This is a genomic window from Mammaliicoccus sp. J-M41 (genome assembly GCF_022385935.1).
Classification (GTDB): Bacteria; Bacillota; Bacilli; order Staphylococcales; family Staphylococcaceae; genus Mammaliicoccus; species Mammaliicoccus sciuri_A.
In genome coordinates this window covers 1-20,099 of sequence record NZ_JAJNIR010000046.1, presented here as the reverse complement: position 1 = coordinate 20,099, position 20,099 = coordinate 1, and the positions used below count along the sequence as shown (strand labels likewise).

Genomic DNA, 20,099 nt, shown 5'->3' with positions numbered 1-20,099 from the left:
AACTAGGCTACTTATCCCCTATAGAATATAGGGAATTAGCAGCCTAGAAAATAGTGTTTTTATTGAGCTCCCTTAGTAAGGGTGCAGTGCCATTATATCTCACTCGCTTTTATTATGCTTTTTGTGTCTTTGGTTGTTTCTTAATTGTTAAACAAATTAGGAATGCAATAAAGCTTAATGCACCTGCTACATATAAACTAGATACGACATTAAAGTATGATACGAATATCCCACCTAATAATGAACCAGCACCTATTCCTGCATTTAAACTAGACATGTTCCAACTCATTGCTGCACTTGTATCTCCTTCAATTTGAGAGATAATACCGATTTGGATAGGTGGATTTGATCCCCATTGGACAATATTCCAAGCAAATACACCAATTAATGTAATAACAAGTATCGGTAAGAATTGTTCAAATACAAGCATGAGTACTGTATAAGTACTTAATGAAATTAATAGCCACTTTTTACTACCTAATGCATCTGTAATATATCCACCTAATGAAGTACCAATAATTGCACCGATACCTGCAACAAGTAGTACGAGTGATACAATATTTAAATCATATCCATACACAGATAATAATGGGCTAATATACGTTACGACAACATAATTTGCCGCTAATATAAGGAAAGTAATGCTTAAATATTTTACAATTTCTAAAGGATGAATGACTTTGTAATCTTGACTTTGACTAGAAGATTCTAGCGTATCAATTTTATTGCTTGCGACATTAAAAATAATAAGTATAAGCGCAATAATACCAACTGTAGAAATAAACACAAATGACATTCTCCAACCTACTAAGTCTCCTATTTTAGTACCTAGAGGAACACCAAGTACATTCGCTGCACTGAAACCAGTATAAACTAAACCAATCATTTTCCCGCGTTCGCTTGGTTTTGAATACACAACAGTTAAAGATAAGATCTTCACGACAATAATTGCTGCAGCAGCTGAAGATAATATTCGACCTATTACAAGTATTGTAAAGTTAGGTGAAATCGCAATAATCCCATTTCCTAAAATAAATATAATCATACTTACTAATAATACAGTCTTTGGTGAGACATTCTTAGTCAGTTTAACAAGTATGGGTCCGCTAATTGCGAATGTTAATGCATAAACTGTTACAAGTTGTCCTACAATTGCTTCTGATACATTCAAATCTTTACTCATTAAAGTAAGTATACCTGCAATCATTAATTCAACCATTCCCACAACAAATACGCTTAACATAAATGTAATTAATCGAGGTTTCGACATCATATAACTCCTTCTCTTTGACATATAATCATGATTATAACAGTGTGATTTGTAAAAATACAGATAAAATTTAATACCCGAACAATCAGAAATGTAAGGTGTTTTTAAGGTATAAATTGAAAGAATTAATTGGAATTGATCTATATATTATACGGATAATAAATAGAAGTTTGAAAATTTAAAATTTTTAAAGAAAAAATATAATAAATACATTGGTATATTATGATTAATAATTCTTTTATTTTTACTAAAAATAATGACAGCGCTTACATAAAAATATATAATAAAATTAGAGATGAATAGTATTGAATATTTATTAATTATTGTGTATAGTTAGTCTTGCGTAAAGGAGAGAAAGTATGAAAGAGACGAGCGTTTTAGTAGGAAGGTTAAAGTTTATTATATTATCACTGTTAGGAATATATTTATTTTTAGTACCTGTAACAGTAACTGATGATAAAGGGGAGAAGGAAACAAGTTTACCTGTTGCATACCTTGCAAATACAGCTTTAGATTGGATCGGTGACTATGCTGGACTAATTATTATGCTTTTAATTAGTTTCTCTGCAGTAATGACATTAATCTATTCTACGATATTCAGTACTTCTACTAAGAGATCTATAACGAATGAATTATTTAACGTCAATTGGATTTGGGTCGTAATTAGAATAATAGGTGCGATATTTGCAATATTTATTTATTTCGATTTCGGACCAGGGGTAGTTGTAAATGAAAATACCGGATTAATGGTTTACAATGATTTATTACCAACATTACTTGCCGTATTTTTCTTTGCAGGTTTGTTCTTACCCTTATTAATGGACTTTGGTTTATTAGAATTTTTAGGACCAATGTTTGCACCAATTATGAGACCTGTATTTAAATTACCTGGTAGATCAACTGTTGATAATCTAGCATCATTTATTGGTGATGGAACTGTAGGCGTTATGATTACAAGCCAACAATATGAACAAGGATTTTATACACGTAGAGAAGCAACTGTCATTGCGACAACATTCTCTGTTGTATCTATTACATTTGCAATTGTCATTGCTCAAACAATCGGCTTAATGGATTATTTCTTTAAATTTTATTTATCAGTTATTTTAGCTTGTGTTGTAGCAGCGTTTATAATGCCTAGAATTTGGCCACTTAAACAAATTCCAGATAAGTATTCAAACGGAAGCACTGAGCAATTAAATGAATCAATTCCTAAAACACATAATCCAATATCATGGGGATTTGAACAAGCAACTCAAAAAGCTGTAAAATCACCTAACCTTAAACAATTCTTTATTAACGGTGTGAAGACCGTGTTGGATATGTGGTTAGCAGTACTACCAGTGGTTATGACAATCGGTACTTTAGCAACTATTGTTGCTGAATATACACCAACATTTAGTATATTAGGCGCACCATTTGTACCATTATTAGAATTAATGCAAATACCATATGCAAAAGAAATGTCTGAAACATTATTAATCGGTTTTGCTGATATGTTCTTACCATCATTACTGATTAGTAATGTACCAAGTGATATGACAAGATTTATCGTAGGTGCTTTAAGTATTTCACAATTAATATATTTATCAGAAGTAGGGGGCGTTATACTCGGTTCGAAAATACCAGTAAGCCTAGGGAAACTATTTATGATATATATTATGCGTACAATTATAGCGCTACCGATAATCGTTATATTAGCTCATATATTCTTCTAAATTTAAATAGCGACAGAGGCATGATGTGCCCCTGTCGTTTTTGTATGTTTGGGAATGGTTGGGGGAGATGAGGCGGTTTTGAGTCTTGGCTTAAGTACTGAGTAAAGCCATGAGATTGTCCAAATTATAGCTTAAGCACCAAATAAACTCACATCTTTCCCATTCCACTCCCATAACAAAAAACAAACTGAACTGTATAAGTTCAGTTTGTCCATATTTCGATTATTTTGGATCGATTGTTGTTTCGACTTTAGCGATTGCGATTTCAGATCCTAACATTGGGGATTCGCCTTTGTCTTTATTATTGTCTCCGCCGCGACTATGTGCTTGTTTAAATGCATCGCTCGTTTTCCATGCTTCGAAGTCTTCTAGTTCTTCCCACCACATATTTACATGTAATTCGTCATTGTCATCAATGTCTTGCATGTTCCAAGTTTCGACTTTAATGAAACCTTTCATTTCTTGCAATGCGCCACCTTTAGTAAACATTGGTGCTAATTTTTCTGCATAACCTTTTTTCATTTTAATTCTATTTGTTACAACATACATAGTGATCTCTCCTATTCTTTTGGTGTTGGGTTAGTAGCCCAGATTTGTGCTGTCTTCATAAATGTTCTTGGTTGTAGTTTCAGTTGTGATACAACTACGTCTGCTATATCTTCTGGATGCGTCATCGTATCTTCTTGTAATTGTGTTTCTCCTATTAAATCTGTTAATACGGCAGAAGGGGTTAAATATGACACTCGAATGTTATGTTTTCTCATTTCTTGCATAATACCTTCAGTCATACCAATTACCGCATATTTAGTAGCAGAATAGATACTGCTTGTTGCACTGGCTTTTAAACCAGACATTGAAGCGATATTTATAACATCTCCGCTTTTTTGTCTTACGAGATGTGGTAATGCTTCTTGTAAGACGTAGTATATACCTTTAACATTTGTTTCAAATAATTGATCAAATTCAGATTCACTTACTTCTAAAAATGAATTATTCTTCATAATACCTGCATTATTAATCACGATATCTATAGAGCCTAATGCATGGTATGAATCTTCTATGAAACGTTGCACATCTTTTTGGTGCGCAATATTGGTTTCTTTATAAAATACTTTGACGTCATATTGTTTAAGTTCATCGGCTGTTGCTTTTAAAGTATCAATATTTCTACTTGCAATTGCGACGTTGACGCCTTCATGAGCTAATGCAATCGCGATTGATTTACCGATACCTTTAGAGCCACCTGTAATGACTGCATTGAGCCCTTTTAAGTCTCTTAACATATTGATCATCACTCCTTTCTTATATGTTAGCATGCTTTAAAAATGTATCATAATAATTCAATTTGAAAATGCCATATAAATAACACCACGAAGTCAGTGTAATATGACTTCGCGGTGTTTATTTAAAATGCCTGAAAGTTTGAACTTAAGCTTCTTTAGTGAGCTCGTTGTAAACTTTCTTATCAGCATGTGTATAAATAATGTATTCTTTATCATTTGTTTCGATAATCACACGATTTGTTTTGCCAAAAGTTGAGCCAATTCTTACGATATGATCTTGGGCTTCATTAGACAAAGCGTGAATATCTTGATCCTCTTTAATGTTTTTAATTTCATTATTTGGAATTGTAATGTCCGCTACTCTCCATTGAATATGAACTTGATTATTGTCCTTTGATACTCTCATTGCCATATCTAAACACATCCTTTTGTTTGATGACTACATCATAACGTATTATGTATCCGTTTTCAATAGAAAAACGAGAAAATGTGTTATATTTTTTGTTTATTATGTCATACTAATTAATAAAAGTATTTTTATGCAATATATTGAATAACTATTTACAAATAGAATCGTATGCTGTAATATTATCTTTATAAATAAATAAGGAGCTGGTTTCATTGGGACGAAGTTATCTATGTTAAAAGAATTAAACAAGACAAGTTTTTTAAAAGAAGTTGATTTTTCTAAAGCAGAATTAGAATCACTTATTGATTTGGCAATGGAATTAAAATTCAAAGAAAAGCATCAGATCCCTCATCGTTATTTAAACGGGAAACATATCGCTTTATTATTTGAAAAGCAATCAACAAGAACACGTTCAGCTTTCACAGTAGCTGCAACTAAAATGGGTGCAAGTGTGTCTTATTTAGGTAAAGAAGATTTACAACTAGGTAAGAAAGAATCTGTAGAAGATACAGCAGTCGTACTTGGATCAATGTTTGATGGTATTGCTTTTAGAGGATTTGAACAAAAGACAGTAGAAGACTTAGCTCAATATTCCAACGTACCTGTCTGGAATGGCTTAACAAATGAGTGGCATCCTACACAAATGTTAGCGGACTTTATGACAATTAAAGAATACTTTGGTACATACGAAGGAAAGACTTTGACATTTATAGGAGATGGACGTAATAATGTTGCGAACTCATTGCTCGTTACGAGTGCAATTTTAGGTGTGAATATTCATATTGTTGCACCATCATCACTTCAACCAAATGAAGAAGTTCAAAATATGGCATTGTCATTTAGTAAAGAATCTGGAAGTGAGATATTAATTACAGATAATATCCAAGAAGGTATTTACGGCAGTGATATCATATATACAGATGTTTGGTGTTCAATGGGTGAGGAACAACAATTGGAAGAACGCTTTGAATTACTTAAAGATTACCAAGTAAATCAAAACTTAATTAATTTAACTGGTAAAAATGAAACTTTATTTTTACATTGCTTACCAGCTATTCATGATTTAAATACTGAAATGGGTGCGCTATGCTTCGAAAAGTTTGGTGTAACATGTATGGAAGTGACAGATGACGTATTTAGATCAGATTATTCAAAAGTATTCCAACAAGCAGAAAATAGAATGCATACAATTAAAGCATTATTAGCTACAACTTGTGGCGATATATATTAACGAATAAAGGCTGAGACATCCATGAATGTCTCAGCCTTTTATTGTTAACGAGCTTCTTTTGTTAATTTTTTTCTATTGCGATTAAGTTCTACATATTTACTGTAACTATAAATGATAATACCTGCCCAGATAAATATGAATGTAATAAATTGATCAACATCGAAATGTTCGTTCAATAAGAATATACCGATAAAGAACATGATAGTTGGACCAATATATTGAATAAAGCCTGTTAATGATAGTGGTATTCTTCTTGCGCCAGCACTAAATAAAATAAGTGGAACAGCTGTAACAGCACCAGAAAGTAATAACCATCCGCTTGAACTGTTCATACCAAATGTAATGGCGTTGTGTTGTGATAAGTAGAAGATATAAATAAGTGCTGCTGGTAATGTCACGATACATTCTATCGTAATACTACTAAATGCATCGATATCTACAACTTTCTTGATCAATCCATAAAGCGCAAATGATGTTGCGAGTAATATTGATACGAACGGAAATTCTCCGACTTGAAAAGTCATATAAATAACACCAACAAATGCTAATAGAATAGCTACCCATTGAGCTTTTGAGAATCGTTCGCCTAAGAAAATAAAGGCTAGGAAAATACTCATTAAAGGATTGATGTAATAACCAAGACTTGCTTGTAGCACATGGTGGTTATTAACTGCCCAAATAAATGTACCCCAGTTCACTGTAATTATATAACCAGCGATGATAATAGCGAATAGCATTTTCTTTTGTTTAAATAGCTTAATCGTTGCTGCTTTGAACATTGGAAATTGTTTTGTAAATAATAACAGTAATAACATGAATACTGCTGACCATATAATACGATGTGCTAAAATTTCGAATGGTCCAATTTCACTTACGAGGTTCCAATAAATTGGTAGGACACCCCAAATAACATATGCAAATATTGCATATATAATACCTTTTTTAAATTCTGACATGATTTAGGACTCCCACTGTGATTGAATGACTTCTGCTTGATCGTGATAAATATTCGATGCGATATTCGCAAGTAATCTTGCAGTTCGATTATCTATATCGAATCTTGGTGATAGCTCAGCAATACTAATGCTTGAACTTTTGTTTGAGTTTGTAACTAATTGTAAAATTGTTTGAACGATTTGAGGTTGTAATCCCATAATACAAGGTGCACTTACTGCAGGTGCATAACTTACATCTATAGAATCTGTACATAATGTAATGAGAATTTCATCATATCCTTCAATGAATGAATTAATAGAAGTAATTGTTTCTATCGATAAATGGCTACGAAGTTCATCTTCACGAATGTATTGGACACCGTATTCATCAGCTCTTTCGAAGAGTGCTTTTGTATTACCATTTTTCTGAATACCTAGTACGAAATAACCAACTTGATCATCTTGATCTAAAATCTGTTTAAACATTGTGCCAGAAGATGGTTTTTCGTCGTAATCTCTCATATCAAAATGTGCGTCTATATTGATGATGCCAATTTTTTTGTCTTTGTTGGCTTTTCTTACACCTAAATAATGGCCATATAATACTTCATGACCACCACCGATAATAACTGTAAAGTCATTATGCAATAATATGTTTGAGATTTTATCTCCAAGTTCTGATTGCGCTTCTTCCATTTTATTTTTGTGGCAAATGACATCTCCGTAGTCAGTTAAATGTAAGTACTCATTATGTATTGGTAAAGGACTTAAAGCTTTTCTAAAATGTTTAGGACCGTCTACTGCACCTGGTCGACCATTATTTCTAGAAACACCTTCATCGCATTCAAAACCTATAAGTGCCATATTAACTTGATGTTCGAATTCTTTCTTTGGTGTAATGTCTTCTTTCTCAATATGAATTGAGTCAACGATTTGATGAAATCTAAAAGCAGAACGCAATGTTGTGCTATCTGTTCTACCTGTCCACTCATCCTTTTTAACATTTCTATACATATTTAATACCTCCTACATGTTACAATAGTTTTTACTAATGTTAGTTTATCATGTATGATATTCTTATGTTTTATTAAATGCTTAATTATTTTATAAGAAAGAAGTGTCTTTAATGAATAGTAAGAAAGAAAAAGCAAAAAGGCCGAGGAGTGATTCTATGAAATGGATTTATGGTCTCTTAACAGTTTGCTTATTATTTCTAGTAGCATGTGACAACCAAACTTCTAAGAATAATGAACATAATGATAACGAAAAATCATCTGAAACGACTACTGAGAAAAAAACAACTTCAGAATCGACAGGTGAAGATGTTAAAACTAAAGAAGAAAAATCAAAAACAAATAATAATGATAACAATCAACAATCTACAGATGAAATTCCAGTAGAAGAAAATGTAAATGGTGTTAAACCGAACAATCATAATGAAACTGAAAACTTTGATACAGAAGCTTATACAGTAGCTAGAAATTGCTTATTAAATCAAGGTAACTCTCAAGCAGAATGTGATAAAGCAGAAAATACAATCGAATTTACGAGAGCTTGGCAAAATTTATCTCGTGATGGTTATTTATGTAATGATGATGGCTGTACATTACCTAAAGAAAACGATCAGAATAATCAAGGTCATCAAGATCAACATCACTCAAATACAAATGAAGATTCAAACCAAGATTCAAATCAAGGATCAAATGAACAAAGTAATGAACCATACGAAGAGGATAATAATCAAGCAGATCCATCTCGAAACACGAATCAACAAGATGAGAATACAAATAGTGAAGGGCAAAGTCAAAATCGCTCTCAACAATCAAGCAACAATGAATCCACTCAAAGTGATCATCAACAAGAAACACAATTAAATAAAGCAAGCTAAATAAAAAAACGTTCATCGAATTAGATGAACGTTTTTTTAATTGTGAAATAAGGGGGTTATTTCAACAATGGTATAGGGTTATGTTTAATATGACTTACAACTATAGTTTAACAGGGATTAAGAACAAATCAATACTTATGTGATTCTTTTCACAATTTTGTCATTTGAATTGCAATTATGTGAGGTATATCACTATAAAGTCACAAAGTGTTCGTATACTTGTTCGGTATTTTGTGGTAAAATAAAATAAAGTAATTGAAAAGAGGAAACATTAATATGACAGGAAAAACACATCTTTCATGCGGTATATTCATCGGGTCATCATTAAGTATTTATTATGGAGAAGATATTTTTACATCATTTACGATTGTAAGCTTATGTGGTGTAGCGAGTTTGGTCCCAGATATTTGTCATTTCAAAAGTAATCTAGGTAAGAAAATATTTCCTATCAGTTTTATTATTAGGTTAATTTTTGGACACCGAACGTTTACCCATTCATTATTATTTCTATTTTTAATATTTTGGGGATTGAGAACAATACCCGCACCAGAACCATATTTAGTTTCGATTATATTGGGGATGTTATCGCATATCATTTTAGATATGTTAACACCAAGAGGGGTTAAACTATTTTACCCTTTAAATGTCTCAGTTAAATTACCCATTGTATTTAGAACTGGCGGTGTTATGGATTTAAGCTTATCATCTGCATTTACCATTATCACAGTCATTTTATGGTGGAAAGATATTTATCGATTGTTTATATAAAAAAAGAAGCTAAGACAAAAGGTAGTGTCTTAGCTTCCATTAAACATTATGTTATTTTCCGAATTTACCTTTTAAATCCTCGCCTTTTTCTTTAGCAAAGTCTTTACCTTTTTCAGTATATTCGTCTTTATTCTCTTCTAAATGATCCTTACCTTTTTCAACTGCTTTGTCTTTTGAATCATTAAACTTATCTCCTAAACTCATAATAAAATCCTCCTTGGCCTATTATATATAGGAATATTTTGTGCTTAAAGCAACACATTATTATAAATACCCATTTAATTTTAAAATAATCATTTTAATTATAAATTTTTTATGATATTTTTAGACAAATCGTTCTAAAGTCGTATAATAAGAATGAGTCAAATTTTCGGAGGTATTATAATGTTAGATGAAACAAACCTGAAAGAACATGGTCAAAATCACATTTTAGAATATATTAAAGTGATGAGCCAAAGCGAGAAAGAACAATTAGAATCTGATATTAATCAATTAGATTTAGATGAAATAGATAAACTATATCAAGATGTATACATAAATAGAAAGACAATAGATGTTGCAGATAATATAGAACAAGTTGAGTTTGAAGTTAAAGATCAACTTTCAGAAGAACAACTGAAATCTTACCGTTCACTTGGTGTACAAGCGATTAAAGATGGTAAATTTGCGGTATTATTAATGGCTGGTGGACAAGGTACAAGATTAGGTCATGTAGGACCAAAGGGTACATTCTCATTCAATAACAAAAGTTTATTTGAAAGACAAGCAGAGCAATTAAAGCAATTAACAGAAGAAGTTGGTACACCAATTCATTGGTATATCATGACAAGTGACGTGAATCATAAAGATACATTGTCATTTTTCTTAGAAAATAAATACTTTAATTATGATGAAAATTATATTCATTTCTTCAAGCAAGACCACATTGTATCTTTAACGACGGACGGTCAATTAATTTTAGATACAAATAGAAGAGTGATGCGTACACCTAATGGTAATGGTGGTGTATTCAAATCTCTAGAGAAGACAAAGTTACTTGCTGAAATGAAAGAAAATGGCGTGGAATACTTATTCTTAAACAACATTGATAATGCGCTCGTAAAAGTGTTGGATCCTGAATTTGTTGGATTTACAGTAGAACATAATAGTGACGTGACAACTAAATCTATCAAAGCGCATAGCGGAGAAAAAGTTGGTCGTCTTGTATCAATAGATGGTAAAAAGCGTGTATTAGAGTATTCTGAGCTATCTGAAGATGATGTAGATAAACTAGAGAATGCTAACATTGGTATTCATGTATTTAAATTAGATTTCCTTATAGAAGCGGCTTCTAAACCATTACCGTATCATTTAGCAGTTAAGAAGTTAAAACAATTAGATGAAGACTTCAGTGTTGTAGAAGAAGAGTCATTGAAATTCGAATTGTTTTATTTTGATATTTTCCAATATGCAGAATCATTTGCTACTTTACAAGTAGATAGAACGAAAGAATTTAGCCCTTTAAAGAACAAAGAAGGACAAGACAGTATTGAAACAGCGCAAAGAGATTTAGAGAACAATCAACTATTATGAAAAGAGGGATATGAATGGAACAAATCAATCATACAAAGTCTCATCATAGAAAAAATGGGAAAGTTAAAGAAGCATTTAAAGATATTATGCCACTTTCCTTCGGTGAGGAAGTTGGAAATGCAGTATCACATGGTGTCCCTGCTTTCTTTCTATTATTCTTCTTACCATACGCAGCAGTAGAAAGTTATATTAGTGATGGCGCACTTAAATCGACGAGTGTATCTATTTATATTATAAGTATTATGCTGATGTTTTTATCATCTGCTATTTATCACTCAATGTCATCTTCATCACCTCAGAAATACATTATGAGAATTATTGATCATAGTATGATTTATATCGCAATTTGTGGAACGTATACGCCGATTGCATTATCGTTAGTGGGCGGCTGGTTAGGTTGGCTTATTATGGCAGTCCAATGGGGTATTACAATTTGGGGAATTGTATATAAATCAACAGCTAAGAACGTTAATCATAAATTAAGTTTAGCGATGTATTTAATCATGGGTTGGATGGGTGTTCTCATGTTACCAACAGTTATCAATAAGACATCGTTAATATTTATGTTGTTTATTTTATTTGGAGGTCTTAGTTATACAGTAGGGGCATGGTTCTATGCTCAAAAAGATAAAAAGTACTTCCATATGATTTGGCACTTCTTCATTTTGATTGCTTCAATTTTTCATTTTCTAGCAATTATGTACTTTATGTAGGAGGATAAGATGAACTATCGTTTGTATTATACGGTTCTTACAATTATTATTTTAATTCAAGGCTATTTCTTTTATTACTTTGTATTTAGTGACGGCAAACAAAGTGGTTTGCAGTTTATGGGTATTGTTTCACTTATATTCGGTTTAATATTAGTTTATGCATTAATATTACTAATTAAACACCAACGCAGAAATAATAAACAAACGTTTAATGAACATCTTAAAAAAGGTGAACAAAGACGATTGAAATAAAGATAGCGAGCGGGATATGAAATCTTTTTATGATATAGAGGTTTCTATCCCGCTCTTTTTGTTATTTTTTTGCAAAACGGGTAAATAGATAATATTAAATGTTATACGATATGAATAGGGGGAAATCATAATGTCAGAAAAAAGAGATTTTGAAACATTCGATCGTGACAAACTAAATGTTAATGAAGAGGTTCAGGGAGAAACAGTAGAAGATAGAAGCGGCCATAAGATAGACCAGACTGATGATCGGTTTCTAGATATGACGAAAGATGAAATTAAAAGTAAAAATCAAATTGAAAAGAAACTCGTAGAAAAACTGGATAACATTGTAGAACAAGGTGCAACATTAGAAAAACAAGAAGAAGTCACTCAGTTACACAGAGAATGGTTAACATTCAGTTGGCCAAATTATACAGAAGATAAACACTTAGAAATTATTAATATGTATGAAGCGGATGATAGATATAAAGCATATTTTGGTGAAGAAAGAACGGAAGCATTAATTACTGCCGTTAAGCATGTCATATAATAAAAATGAACTTTATAAAATTAAAATAGGAGACATCGATTTTATCGGTGTCTTTTTTACTATTAAATATGTAGAATTAGAATAAACTTGAATGTATAAGGGAGCTGAATCGGATGAAAAAGTTATATCATAACGGAACAATATATACGATGGAAAGACCAGATGATACATATGCAGGGGTAATTGTAGAAAATGGTTTGATAGAAACTGTTTTATCAAAAGAAGATTTAAACCAAATTCAAACAACGGATTATGAAACAATCGATTTAAAAGGTGGAACGATGTTTCCTGGATTTGTTGAAACACATATTCATGTTATGGGGACTGGCGTTTGGTTATCTTCAGTCATTTTAAATGGTGAGACAAATATCGAAAATGTAAAACAAAAAATTAGCCAAAAAGCCCAAACATTACAACCAGGTGAATGGTTAGTTGCTGAAGGGTATGACGAAAATTTATTAAATGGTATTAGACTTAATAAATTTGATTTAGATGAATTATGCAAAGATAATCCGGTAATTGTTAAAAGAGTATGTAGACATGCAGCAATCGTCAATTCGAAAGCATTAGAGATTTTAGGTATGACAAATGATGTCGAAAATCCTGACGGTGGTTCATATGAAAAACAAGAAGGTGAACTGACTGGTTGGTTATATGATACAGCTATGGAACCATTTGAAGAATTAGCTTCAAATGAAGATGAACAGTCTCTTACTAAACATTTAAATAACGCGATTACATATTTATATCAGTATGGTATAACAGGATCGCATACAGAAGATTTAGGTTACTACGAAGATTATAAAGATGTCTTAAATGCTTATAAAACAGTTGTAGGACCAGGGGAAGATCAAAAGCCATTTAGAGTACGATTGTTACGACACTTTAGTGTTTATGAACAAATGATGGAAGAACAGGCGACTTTTGTTGATAAATGGATAGAGCCTGATGCTATGAAATTTTATGCAGATGGTGCTTTTGGAGGCAGTACAGCATTGTTGAAAGAACCTTATTCTAATGACCCTACTGGAACGAATTATGGACTTGCGATATATACACAAGAAGAACTCGAAGAAAAAGTAAAAATTGCTAGAAAATATAATGGTGCGATAGCTGTTCATATGATTGGTGACAAAGCTTGTGAAATGGTATTAGATGCAATAGAAAAATATCCTGTACCAAACGGACTTAGAGATAGATTAATTCATATTAGCACATTAAATGAAGAACTGTTACAACGTGTTGCGAAGTTACCTGTGATTTGTGACGTTCAGCCACAATTTATTACAAGTGATTTTCCGTGGATTCAAGATAAAGTAGGCAAAGAGAGAGCAAGATATTTATATCCATTCAAGTCAATGTTAGACTTAGGTATTATAATAGGTGGCGGTTCAGATGCACCGATTGAAACACCGAATCCTATGCTAGGTATTCATGCGGCAGTTAATAGACAAACGTATGGTGAAGAAGGTGCGTATTTCTTTGAAGAAGCACTATCTGTATTCGATGCTTTACGTTTATATACAACACTCGCGAGTGAGATTGGTCAAACGACTGACCGTACTGGAAGAATTAAAGTAGGATATGAAGCGGATTTCACTGTGTTAGATCAAGATCCATTTAAGGTTAACCGTCAAGATTTAGCACAAATTCAAGCTAAATTAACAATTGTTAACGGAAATATTGTATACGAAAGAGCGTGAATTATGACTAAGAACAAAGGAATTGTGTTGGCTTTAGTACTTATTATGTTTATGAGTGCTATAGAAACATCAATCGTATCTTTAGCAACACCAACAATGCAGAAAGACTTTAATATTGATACGGAAGTTGCATTAATCTTTACAGTATATTTAATAGCGGTTGTGTTTATGACACCAATCGTTGGTGAACTTGTAAAGAGAATTAATATTAAGTTAGTAGTGTTACTAGGGATATCTGTATTTATTATTGGTAGTGTATTTTGTGGGTTAAGTGAAATGACACATAGTTTCCCATTGCTAGTTATTTCTAGAATTGTTCAAGGTTTAGGTGCAGGTGTCATGATGACATTAGGTCAAGTTGTACCTAAACTTGCTTTTCCAATTCCGAGAAGATATAAAGTGATGGGTATCGTTGGAAGTGTTTGGGGTATATCTAGTATTGTAGGACCACTGTTAGGTGGCGCAATATTAGAATCTTTAAACTGGAGCTTTCTATTTTATATCAATGTACCTATAGCTTTAGTATCTATGTGGTTGGTTATTAAGTATTTTAATTTCGAACAAGAGAAAGTAGAAAAAACTAAATTAGATTATAAAGGCTTATTCATATTTTATGGTGTGGTTGCAAGCTTTTTACTAATTATTGCAGAACATATACCATTTATTGTACGTATGATTTGCTTCATATTATTAGTTGGATTTGTCGTATTACTCTACAGAGTTGAGACGCGTATGCGAAATCCATTTGTACCTGTTGAAGCATTTAATAGAAAAATCATTCTCGTATTGTTTACAGATATGATTTATTCAACAATGTTGATGGGCTACACTATTTTTATGCCAATCTATTTACAAAATGAACAAGGCTTTACACCGTTACAAAGTGGTTTAATCATTTTTCCAATGTCGGTAGGTTGGTTGTTTATCACGTTTGTACTTGGTAGATTAGATCAACTGAAATTGAAATTTATTTATATGTTAGCTTTCTTGGCAATGTTTGTTGGTAGCTTTGCTATATTAACAGGCGTTGAATGGATTGTAATCATCCCATTTGCTGTTTTTGTAATGGGTGTATCATTTGGTACAGTATATACGAAAGATGTTGTCGTTGTTCAAGAAGAAGCACCTCATCACCAATTAGGTTCCATGATGTCGATTTATACATTATTTAAGACAATAGGTAGTACAACTGGATCGTTAATTGTTTCTTCAATATATGTATTAAACATTTCATTTTTAAGTTATGGCGTTCAAAATATTATGTTGTATATTATGTTAGTAGTCGTTACATTGACGATTGTATGGTCTATTGTATTTAAAGAAAAGCGTAGAAAAAGTTTTTAAAGGTAAAACATATTTAGAGGGAGTCACAATGTATGAAAAGAAAAAATAAGCGTTTTGATATTTTTCATTTATTGTCCATATTGATTATTATAAGTATTTTCACATTGTCTGGTGCAATTTTTATTGTACTACTTTCTTTTGGTATGTTTGGATTAAGCAGAATTTTAATTTATTATGGCTTAGCAGAATTCAACTACAATAAAAGTATGATAGACAACTTGTTCTATTATGGTAGTTATATATTGTTTGGCTACTTTACACTTGTCGCTATAGAATTTTTATTAGATAGATTTAAAAATAGACTAAATGATAATCCGTATTTCAAGGGTATGACTTTTCATTTATTAACAATTACTGTTAGCACGATTATGTTTTATTTCACAGTACATATATATTATTCACAAATCAAAATTGAGTTTTGGATCATTTTAGTGATTATCACTGTTTTATATATATGTACTGAAATTTTCTATCCAGATAGCAAAAATTTAAACCGATGAAACATTTATTTTGATTTCCGAAATAAAATAGTGCATAATGGCAAAGGTATATTTGGAAGGAGTTGAAACCATGAATGTTCAGGACATTTCAAAAGGTCAAAGAAATTTAGTAGTAGCTGTAATGTTAGTAAGTGCCTTTGTGGCGATTTTAAACCAAACTTTATTAAATACAGCAATACCTGAAATCATGGTACATTTAAAAATCGATGCCAACCAAGGTCAATGGTTAATGACAGGATTTATGTTAGTCAACGGTGTTATGATACCGGCTACAGCATTTTTAATGGATAAATTTAATACAAGACCACTTTATTTAATGGCGATGTTATCATTTACAATCGGTACGTTAGTTGCCGCTTTATCGCCAAACTTCGGAATATTAATGTTAGCAAGAGTACTTCAAGCAATGGGTGCTGGTGTTATGATGCCCCTTATGCAATTTGTACTCTTTAATTTATTCCCTAAAGAAAAACGTGGTTTTGCGATGGGTATGGCGGGTCTCGTTATCTCATTCGCCCCAGCATTAGGTCCAACGTTATCTGGTTATCTCGTTGATAACTTTAGTTGGAGAAGTCCATTCTACACAATCATTCCATTCGCGGTTGTAGCATTAGCTTTTGGTGCGAAATACTTAACGAATATTTCTAAACCAAAAGATGTTCACTTAGATGTACCATCTATTATTCTATCTACAGTAGGCTTCGGATCTTTATTATATGGATTCAGTAGCGCAGGATCACTAGGATTCACATCACCAATTGTTATCGTTACATTAGTTGTAGGTATCGTAACGTTAGTAATCTTCGTATTAAGACAGTTAAAATTAGAAACCCCATTATTGAATATTAGAGTATTCAAGTATAAAACATTTACATTAACAACAATCATAGGTATTTTCTCAATGGTATCTTTAATTGGACCATCTTTATTAATGCCAATGTATATGCAAGATGCAAGAGGATATTCAGCATTAATCTCTGGTTTACTGTTATTACCAGGTGCAATCATTACAGGTGTTATGTCACTTGTAACAGGTCGTTTATTCGACAAATATGGTGCGAAATGGTTGGCAATCATCGGATTTACAATCATTACAGTCACAACATTCATGCTTGCATTCTTAAATGATAGTACATCACTACTTTATTTAATTGTTGTTTATTCCATTAGAATGTTTGGTGTCTCTATGATTATGATGCCTGTTAATACAGCAGGATTAAATGCGATTCCAAACGAAGTATTATCTCATGGTACAGCGATGATGAATACATTAAGAACAATCGCTGGTTCAATTGGTACAGGTATATTAGTAACGATTATGTCGATTGGTGCTAAGAACTTTGAACCTTCAAAGACACAATTAGAACATGCCAATGCAGGTAATACTGCGAAGATATTACAATCTGAAGCAATGATTCACGGTATTAATATAGCTTTCTTAGTATTAACTGTTATTGTATTTTTCGGAGTTGTATTATCTATATTTATTAAATCTGAAAACAAACATAGTAATACAAGAATACCGAACCATTCTAAATAAGAAGATTTAAAGAGACTGAGACATAATGTAATGTTTCAGTCTCTTTTTACAACTTGGCAGTAGATGTCTGAATTGAAAATGCGCTTGTACCAAGCTTTTTTCAACTCTAGTCATCCTTGCCGGGGCGGGACTACGAAATCTTTTTATATAAATTAGATTTCTGTCCCGCTCCCTTTTTTTAAACATTAAACTACCTGTATGTTTAAATTTTTTGTTACACTGAATATAATGATAAGTAGATAATTATTTTAGAAGGGGAGTCGTAGATTTTGTTATCAGTAGAACAGGTTAAAGAACTTGTGGGAGCGTTACATGATCCAATTGTAGATGTACCACTTAAAGAAACTGGCGGCATAGTTGAAGTTAGCATCAAAGAAGAAAAAGAACATGTGAGTGTCAAAGTTGCGATAGCTAAACTTGGCGGACAACCACAACTTGATTTACAAATGGAAATTGTAGATCTATTAAAAGAAAATGGTGCGAAAACTGTAGGGATAAGATTTGATGAATTATCTGATGAAGCATTAGAAAAATTCAAAGGTGTAATGGAAGAACAAACGATAGAAGGGCTATTATCTAAAGATAATCCGGTTGAATTTATTGCAGTTGCCTCAGGTAAAGGCGGTGTTGGTAAATCAACAGTAGCCGTTAACTTAGCAGTATCTCTTGCTAGAGAAGGTAAAAAAGTAGGACTCGTTGATGCTGATATTTATGGATTTAGTGTTCCAGATATGATGGGCATACAAGAAAAGCCAGAAGTAGAAGGCGAACAAATTATTCCTGTTGAGCGTGAAGGCGTTAAAGTTATTTCTATGGCATTTTTCGTTGAAGAAAATGCACCTGTCATTTGGAGAGGTCCAATGTTAGGAAAAATGATCACAAGTTTCTTTACAGAAGTTAAATGGGGAGAATTAGATTACTTAATACTTGATTTACCACCAGGTACTGGTGATGTAGCTTTAGATGTACATACAATGTTACCTTCAAGTAAAGAAATTATTGTAACGACACCTCATCCTACTGCAGCATTTGTTGCAGCAAGAGCTGGTGCAATGGCTAAACATACTGAACATTCTATTTTAGGTGTAATCGAAAATATGTCTTATTTCCAAAGTAAAGAAACAGGAAATAAAGAATATGTATTCGGTAAAGGCGGCGGTGCTAAATTAGCACAGGAACTTCAAACGACGTTATTAGGTGAGCTTCCATTAAGTCAACCTGAGTGGGATGAAAATAACTTTTCACCTTCTATCTATAAAGAACATGAAGATTTAGGTAAAGTTTATAGTCAAATTGCTAAGAATATCATTAATATAACAGATGAAGATTAGTGCGGAGGTAAGCAAGTGACTTTAAAATATTTAATTCAATTTTACAGAAATACACTGTTGATAGGTGTAGTTGTGACATATATTGCGTCACTTATCTTTGGATATGATAAAGTAACGAAATATTTATTTGCTGGAGAAATAGGTGAGTTTGTAGCAGCTTCAATATGGTTCTTAGTTGTAGGACTACTTGTAGCAACTATTAGTCAGCTTGCATATTTCATCTATTTATTCATTAATCAATTAGGCATAGGTATCTTTGGTAAGATATGGCCACATGTACAAATCGTTGTAACAGTATTTGCTATATTTGATTTAGTGTATTTTAGATTTTTAAGATTTGGTGGAACAGATCAAATCATATCATTTATTTGGCTACCAATCGTTGTCGTTATTTTTGCAATCATTACAAGTAATATAAAAAACAAACAATCTAAAAAGAATTTATGGATTCCATCTATGTTTTTCATGGTTGTTATGACAACAGTTGAACTTATACCATTTTTAAGAGTAGAAGATACAAGTTGGATTTATCTAACAATCTTTGGATTATTATTATGTAATGCTTATCAATTAATTACATTACCTAAATATAATGCGTTGTCTCTTGAAGAGAGAAAAGCCAAGAAATCAAAGTTGAATAAAGACAGTAAATCATTGAAGAAATGATACAAAGCACAAGATTAAATTCTATTTACACCTTAATCTTGTGCTTTTTAATTTTTTGTTAAAAAAGATGCTAAATAGTGTTGACTTTTAAAACCTCACTTGATATTATATAAAAGTCGCTGAAAACGACAGCACAACAACGAAAAAAGTTATCAAAACTTTTTCTTGAAAGTGTAAAATTGACTCTTGTTAATACGAAATAAATGTTATATATTTATAAACGTGTTAAAAATAAGTTAACAAAATTAGTTGAAAACAAACATTGTTTTTAGTACAATATTGTTTAGACGCAAATTAGATGAACATTGAAAACTGAATGACAATATGTCAACGTTAATTCCAATAATTGAGTACTAAAAGTACTTCAGAGTGATTGGCTTAACCAATCAAAAATGAGCTTATCAAGCTTACTTCTTTTATGGAGAGTTTGATCCTGGCTCAGGATGA

Annotated in this window: 21 protein-coding genes; 14 read left to right on the top strand and 7 right to left on the bottom strand. The window is 32.0% G+C overall.

Going from position 1 to position 20,099, the window contains the following annotated elements:
- Positions 1 to 112: 112 nt before the first annotated feature.
- A complete protein-coding gene (locus LQ686_RS13005) occupies positions 113 to 1,270 on the bottom strand; it encodes an MFS transporter (RefSeq protein WP_025904969.1) in 1,158 nt (385 codons plus the stop codon).
- A 359-nt stretch (positions 1,271 to 1,629) separates the two neighbouring features.
- Here LQ686_RS13005 and LQ686_RS13000 point away from each other — a divergent pair, with 359 nt between their 5' ends.
- Positions 1,630 to 2,988, top strand: a complete 1,359-nt coding sequence (locus LQ686_RS13000; RefSeq protein ID WP_025904968.1) for a YjiH family protein — start codon at positions 1,630 to 1,632, stop codon at positions 2,986 to 2,988.
- A 222-nt stretch (positions 2,989 to 3,210) separates the two neighbouring features.
- On the opposite strand, the gene LQ686_RS12995 is transcribed toward LQ686_RS13000, so the two are convergent.
- From LQ686_RS12995 to LQ686_RS12985, 3 genes are all read right to left on the bottom strand, one after another.
- Complete coding sequence (locus LQ686_RS12995; protein WP_025904967.1) at positions 3,211 to 3,537, bottom strand: heme oxygenase; 327 nt, start codon at positions 3,535 to 3,537, stop codon at positions 3,211 to 3,213.
- Positions 3,538 to 3,548: 11 nt separating this feature from the next.
- Positions 3,549 to 4,271, bottom strand: a complete 723-nt coding sequence (locus tag LQ686_RS12990) for an SDR family NAD(P)-dependent oxidoreductase (protein WP_025904966.1) — start codon at positions 4,269 to 4,271, stop codon at positions 3,549 to 3,551.
- A 145-nt stretch (positions 4,272 to 4,416) separates the two neighbouring features.
- On the bottom strand, positions 4,417 to 4,683 hold the full coding sequence (locus LQ686_RS12985) for a SunI/YnzG family protein (protein ID WP_025904965.1): 267 nt from the start codon (positions 4,681 to 4,683) through the stop codon (positions 4,417 to 4,419).
- A 226-nt stretch (positions 4,684 to 4,909) separates the two neighbouring features.
- Between LQ686_RS12985 and argF the strand changes: the two genes are divergently transcribed.
- Complete coding sequence (gene argF / locus LQ686_RS12980) at positions 4,910 to 5,911, top strand: ornithine carbamoyltransferase (RefSeq protein ID WP_025904964.1); 1,002 nt, start codon at positions 4,910 to 4,912, stop codon at positions 5,909 to 5,911.
- 44 nt (positions 5,912 to 5,955) lie between these two features.
- Here the strand turns inward: argF and rarD are convergent, their stop codons facing one another.
- Both rarD and hutG read right to left on the bottom strand, forming a co-directional pair.
- The gene (gene rarD, locus LQ686_RS12975; RefSeq protein ID WP_107573082.1) at positions 5,956 to 6,867 is read right to left on the bottom strand and encodes an EamA family transporter RarD; all 912 of its coding nucleotides are present in this window, start codon (positions 6,865 to 6,867) and stop codon (positions 5,956 to 5,958) included.
- Between the two features lie 3 nt (positions 6,868 to 6,870).
- Positions 6,871 to 7,860: a formimidoylglutamase gene (gene hutG, locus LQ686_RS12970; protein ID WP_025904962.1), complete on the bottom strand. Its 990-nt coding sequence runs from the start codon at positions 7,858 to 7,860 to the stop codon at positions 6,871 to 6,873.
- Between the two features lie 157 nt (positions 7,861 to 8,017).
- Here hutG and LQ686_RS12965 point away from each other — a divergent pair, with 157 nt between their 5' ends.
- Complete coding sequence (locus LQ686_RS12965) at positions 8,018 to 8,734, top strand: hypothetical protein (protein WP_025904961.1); 717 nt, start codon at positions 8,018 to 8,020, stop codon at positions 8,732 to 8,734.
- 276 nt (positions 8,735 to 9,010) lie between these two features.
- Positions 9,011 to 9,502: a metal-dependent hydrolase gene (locus tag LQ686_RS12960; protein WP_025905811.1), complete on the top strand. Its 492-nt coding sequence runs from the start codon at positions 9,011 to 9,013 to the stop codon at positions 9,500 to 9,502.
- Positions 9,503 to 9,553: 51 nt separating this feature from the next.
- Here LQ686_RS12960 and LQ686_RS12955 read toward each other — a convergent pair whose 3' ends face one another.
- Entirely contained in the window at positions 9,554 to 9,706 is a 153-nt protein-coding gene (locus LQ686_RS12955) for a hypothetical protein (RefSeq protein WP_173400400.1), read from the bottom strand.
- Between the two features lie 180 nt (positions 9,707 to 9,886).
- On the opposite strand from LQ686_RS12955, the gene LQ686_RS12950 reads away from it, so the two are divergent.
- From LQ686_RS12950 to LQ686_RS12905, 10 genes are all read left to right on the top strand, one after another.
- The gene (locus LQ686_RS12950; protein ID WP_025905812.1) at positions 9,887 to 11,074 is read left to right on the top strand and encodes a UTP--glucose-1-phosphate uridylyltransferase; all 1,188 of its coding nucleotides are present in this window, start codon (positions 9,887 to 9,889) and stop codon (positions 11,072 to 11,074) included.
- A 14-nt stretch (positions 11,075 to 11,088) separates the two neighbouring features.
- Positions 11,089 to 11,787, top strand: a complete 699-nt coding sequence (gene trhA / locus LQ686_RS12945) for a PAQR family membrane homeostasis protein TrhA (protein ID WP_107565818.1) — start codon at positions 11,089 to 11,091, stop codon at positions 11,785 to 11,787.
- A 9-nt stretch (positions 11,788 to 11,796) separates the two neighbouring features.
- A complete protein-coding gene (locus LQ686_RS12940) occupies positions 11,797 to 12,039 on the top strand; it encodes a hypothetical protein (protein ID WP_025905816.1) in 243 nt (80 codons plus the stop codon).
- A gap of 130 nt (positions 12,040 to 12,169) precedes the next feature.
- Positions 12,170 to 12,568, top strand: a complete 399-nt coding sequence (locus LQ686_RS12935; RefSeq protein WP_025905820.1) for a TipAS antibiotic-recognition domain-containing protein — start codon at positions 12,170 to 12,172, stop codon at positions 12,566 to 12,568.
- Positions 12,569 to 12,681: 113 nt separating this feature from the next.
- Positions 12,682 to 14,271 (top strand): amidohydrolase, encoded by a 1,590-nt coding sequence (locus LQ686_RS12930; RefSeq protein WP_025905822.1) that lies wholly within the window; start codon positions 12,682 to 12,684, stop codon positions 14,269 to 14,271.
- A gap of 3 nt (positions 14,272 to 14,274) precedes the next feature.
- Positions 14,275 to 15,615, top strand: a complete 1,341-nt coding sequence (gene sdrM, locus LQ686_RS12925; RefSeq protein WP_025905823.1) for a multidrug efflux MFS transporter SdrM — start codon at positions 14,275 to 14,277, stop codon at positions 15,613 to 15,615.
- A 32-nt stretch (positions 15,616 to 15,647) separates the two neighbouring features.
- The gene (locus LQ686_RS12920) at positions 15,648 to 16,115 is read left to right on the top strand and encodes a SepA family multidrug efflux transporter (protein WP_025905824.1); all 468 of its coding nucleotides are present in this window, start codon (positions 15,648 to 15,650) and stop codon (positions 16,113 to 16,115) included.
- 70 nt (positions 16,116 to 16,185) lie between these two features.
- Positions 16,186 to 17,655 (top strand): MDR family MFS transporter, encoded by a 1,470-nt coding sequence (locus LQ686_RS12915; RefSeq protein WP_025905826.1) that lies wholly within the window; start codon positions 16,186 to 16,188, stop codon positions 17,653 to 17,655.
- A 269-nt stretch (positions 17,656 to 17,924) separates the two neighbouring features.
- Positions 17,925 to 18,986, top strand: coding sequence for an Mrp/NBP35 family ATP-binding protein (locus tag LQ686_RS12910; RefSeq protein ID WP_025905827.1), 1,062 nt, complete (start codon positions 17,925 to 17,927; stop codon positions 18,984 to 18,986).
- Between the two features lie 15 nt (positions 18,987 to 19,001).
- Positions 19,002 to 19,652, top strand: a complete 651-nt coding sequence (locus tag LQ686_RS12905; RefSeq protein WP_107573083.1) for a KinB-signaling pathway activation protein — start codon at positions 19,002 to 19,004, stop codon at positions 19,650 to 19,652.
- The last annotated feature ends 447 nt before the right edge of the window (positions 19,653 to 20,099 follow it).

Bases quoted from the DNA above. Each gene is read 5' to 3' on its own strand.
- LQ686_RS13005 (WP_025904969.1), bottom strand. From the start codon at position 1,270: ATGTCGAAACCTCGATTAATTACATTTATGTTAAGCGTATTTGTTGTG.
- LQ686_RS13000 (WP_025904968.1), top strand. From the start codon at position 1,630: ATGAAAGAGACGAGCGTTTTAGTAGGAAGGTTAAAGTTTATTATATTA.
- LQ686_RS12995 (WP_025904967.1), bottom strand. From the start codon at position 3,537: ATGTATGTTGTAACAAATAGAATTAAAATGAAAAAAGGTTATGCAGAA.
- LQ686_RS12990 (WP_025904966.1), bottom strand. From the start codon at position 4,271: ATGTTAAGAGACTTAAAAGGGCTCAATGCAGTCATTACAGGTGGCTCT.
- LQ686_RS12985 (WP_025904965.1), bottom strand. From the start codon at position 4,683: ATGGCAATGAGAGTATCAAAGGACAATAATCAAGTTCATATTCAATGG.
- argF (WP_025904964.1), top strand. From the start codon at position 4,910: ATGTTAAAAGAATTAAACAAGACAAGTTTTTTAAAAGAAGTTGATTTT.
- rarD (WP_107573082.1), bottom strand. From the start codon at position 6,867: ATGTCAGAATTTAAAAAAGGTATTATATATGCAATATTTGCATATGTT.
- hutG (WP_025904962.1), bottom strand. From the start codon at position 7,860: ATGTATAGAAATGTTAAAAAGGATGAGTGGACAGGTAGAACAGATAGC.
- LQ686_RS12965 (WP_025904961.1), top strand. From the start codon at position 8,018: ATGAAATGGATTTATGGTCTCTTAACAGTTTGCTTATTATTTCTAGTA.
- LQ686_RS12960 (WP_025905811.1), top strand. From the start codon at position 9,011: ATGACAGGAAAAACACATCTTTCATGCGGTATATTCATCGGGTCATCA.
- LQ686_RS12955 (WP_173400400.1), bottom strand. From the start codon at position 9,706: ATGAGTTTAGGAGATAAGTTTAATGATTCAAAAGACAAAGCAGTTGAA.
- LQ686_RS12950 (WP_025905812.1), top strand. From the start codon at position 9,887: ATGTTAGATGAAACAAACCTGAAAGAACATGGTCAAAATCACATTTTA.
- trhA (WP_107565818.1), top strand. From the start codon at position 11,089: ATGGAACAAATCAATCATACAAAGTCTCATCATAGAAAAAATGGGAAA.
- LQ686_RS12940 (WP_025905816.1), top strand. From the start codon at position 11,797: ATGAACTATCGTTTGTATTATACGGTTCTTACAATTATTATTTTAATT.
- LQ686_RS12935 (WP_025905820.1), top strand. From the start codon at position 12,170: ATGTCAGAAAAAAGAGATTTTGAAACATTCGATCGTGACAAACTAAAT.
- LQ686_RS12930 (WP_025905822.1), top strand. From the start codon at position 12,682: ATGAAAAAGTTATATCATAACGGAACAATATATACGATGGAAAGACCA.
- sdrM (WP_025905823.1), top strand. From the start codon at position 14,275: ATGACTAAGAACAAAGGAATTGTGTTGGCTTTAGTACTTATTATGTTT.
- LQ686_RS12920 (WP_025905824.1), top strand. From the start codon at position 15,648: ATGAAAAGAAAAAATAAGCGTTTTGATATTTTTCATTTATTGTCCATA.
- LQ686_RS12915 (WP_025905826.1), top strand. From the start codon at position 16,186: ATGAATGTTCAGGACATTTCAAAAGGTCAAAGAAATTTAGTAGTAGCT.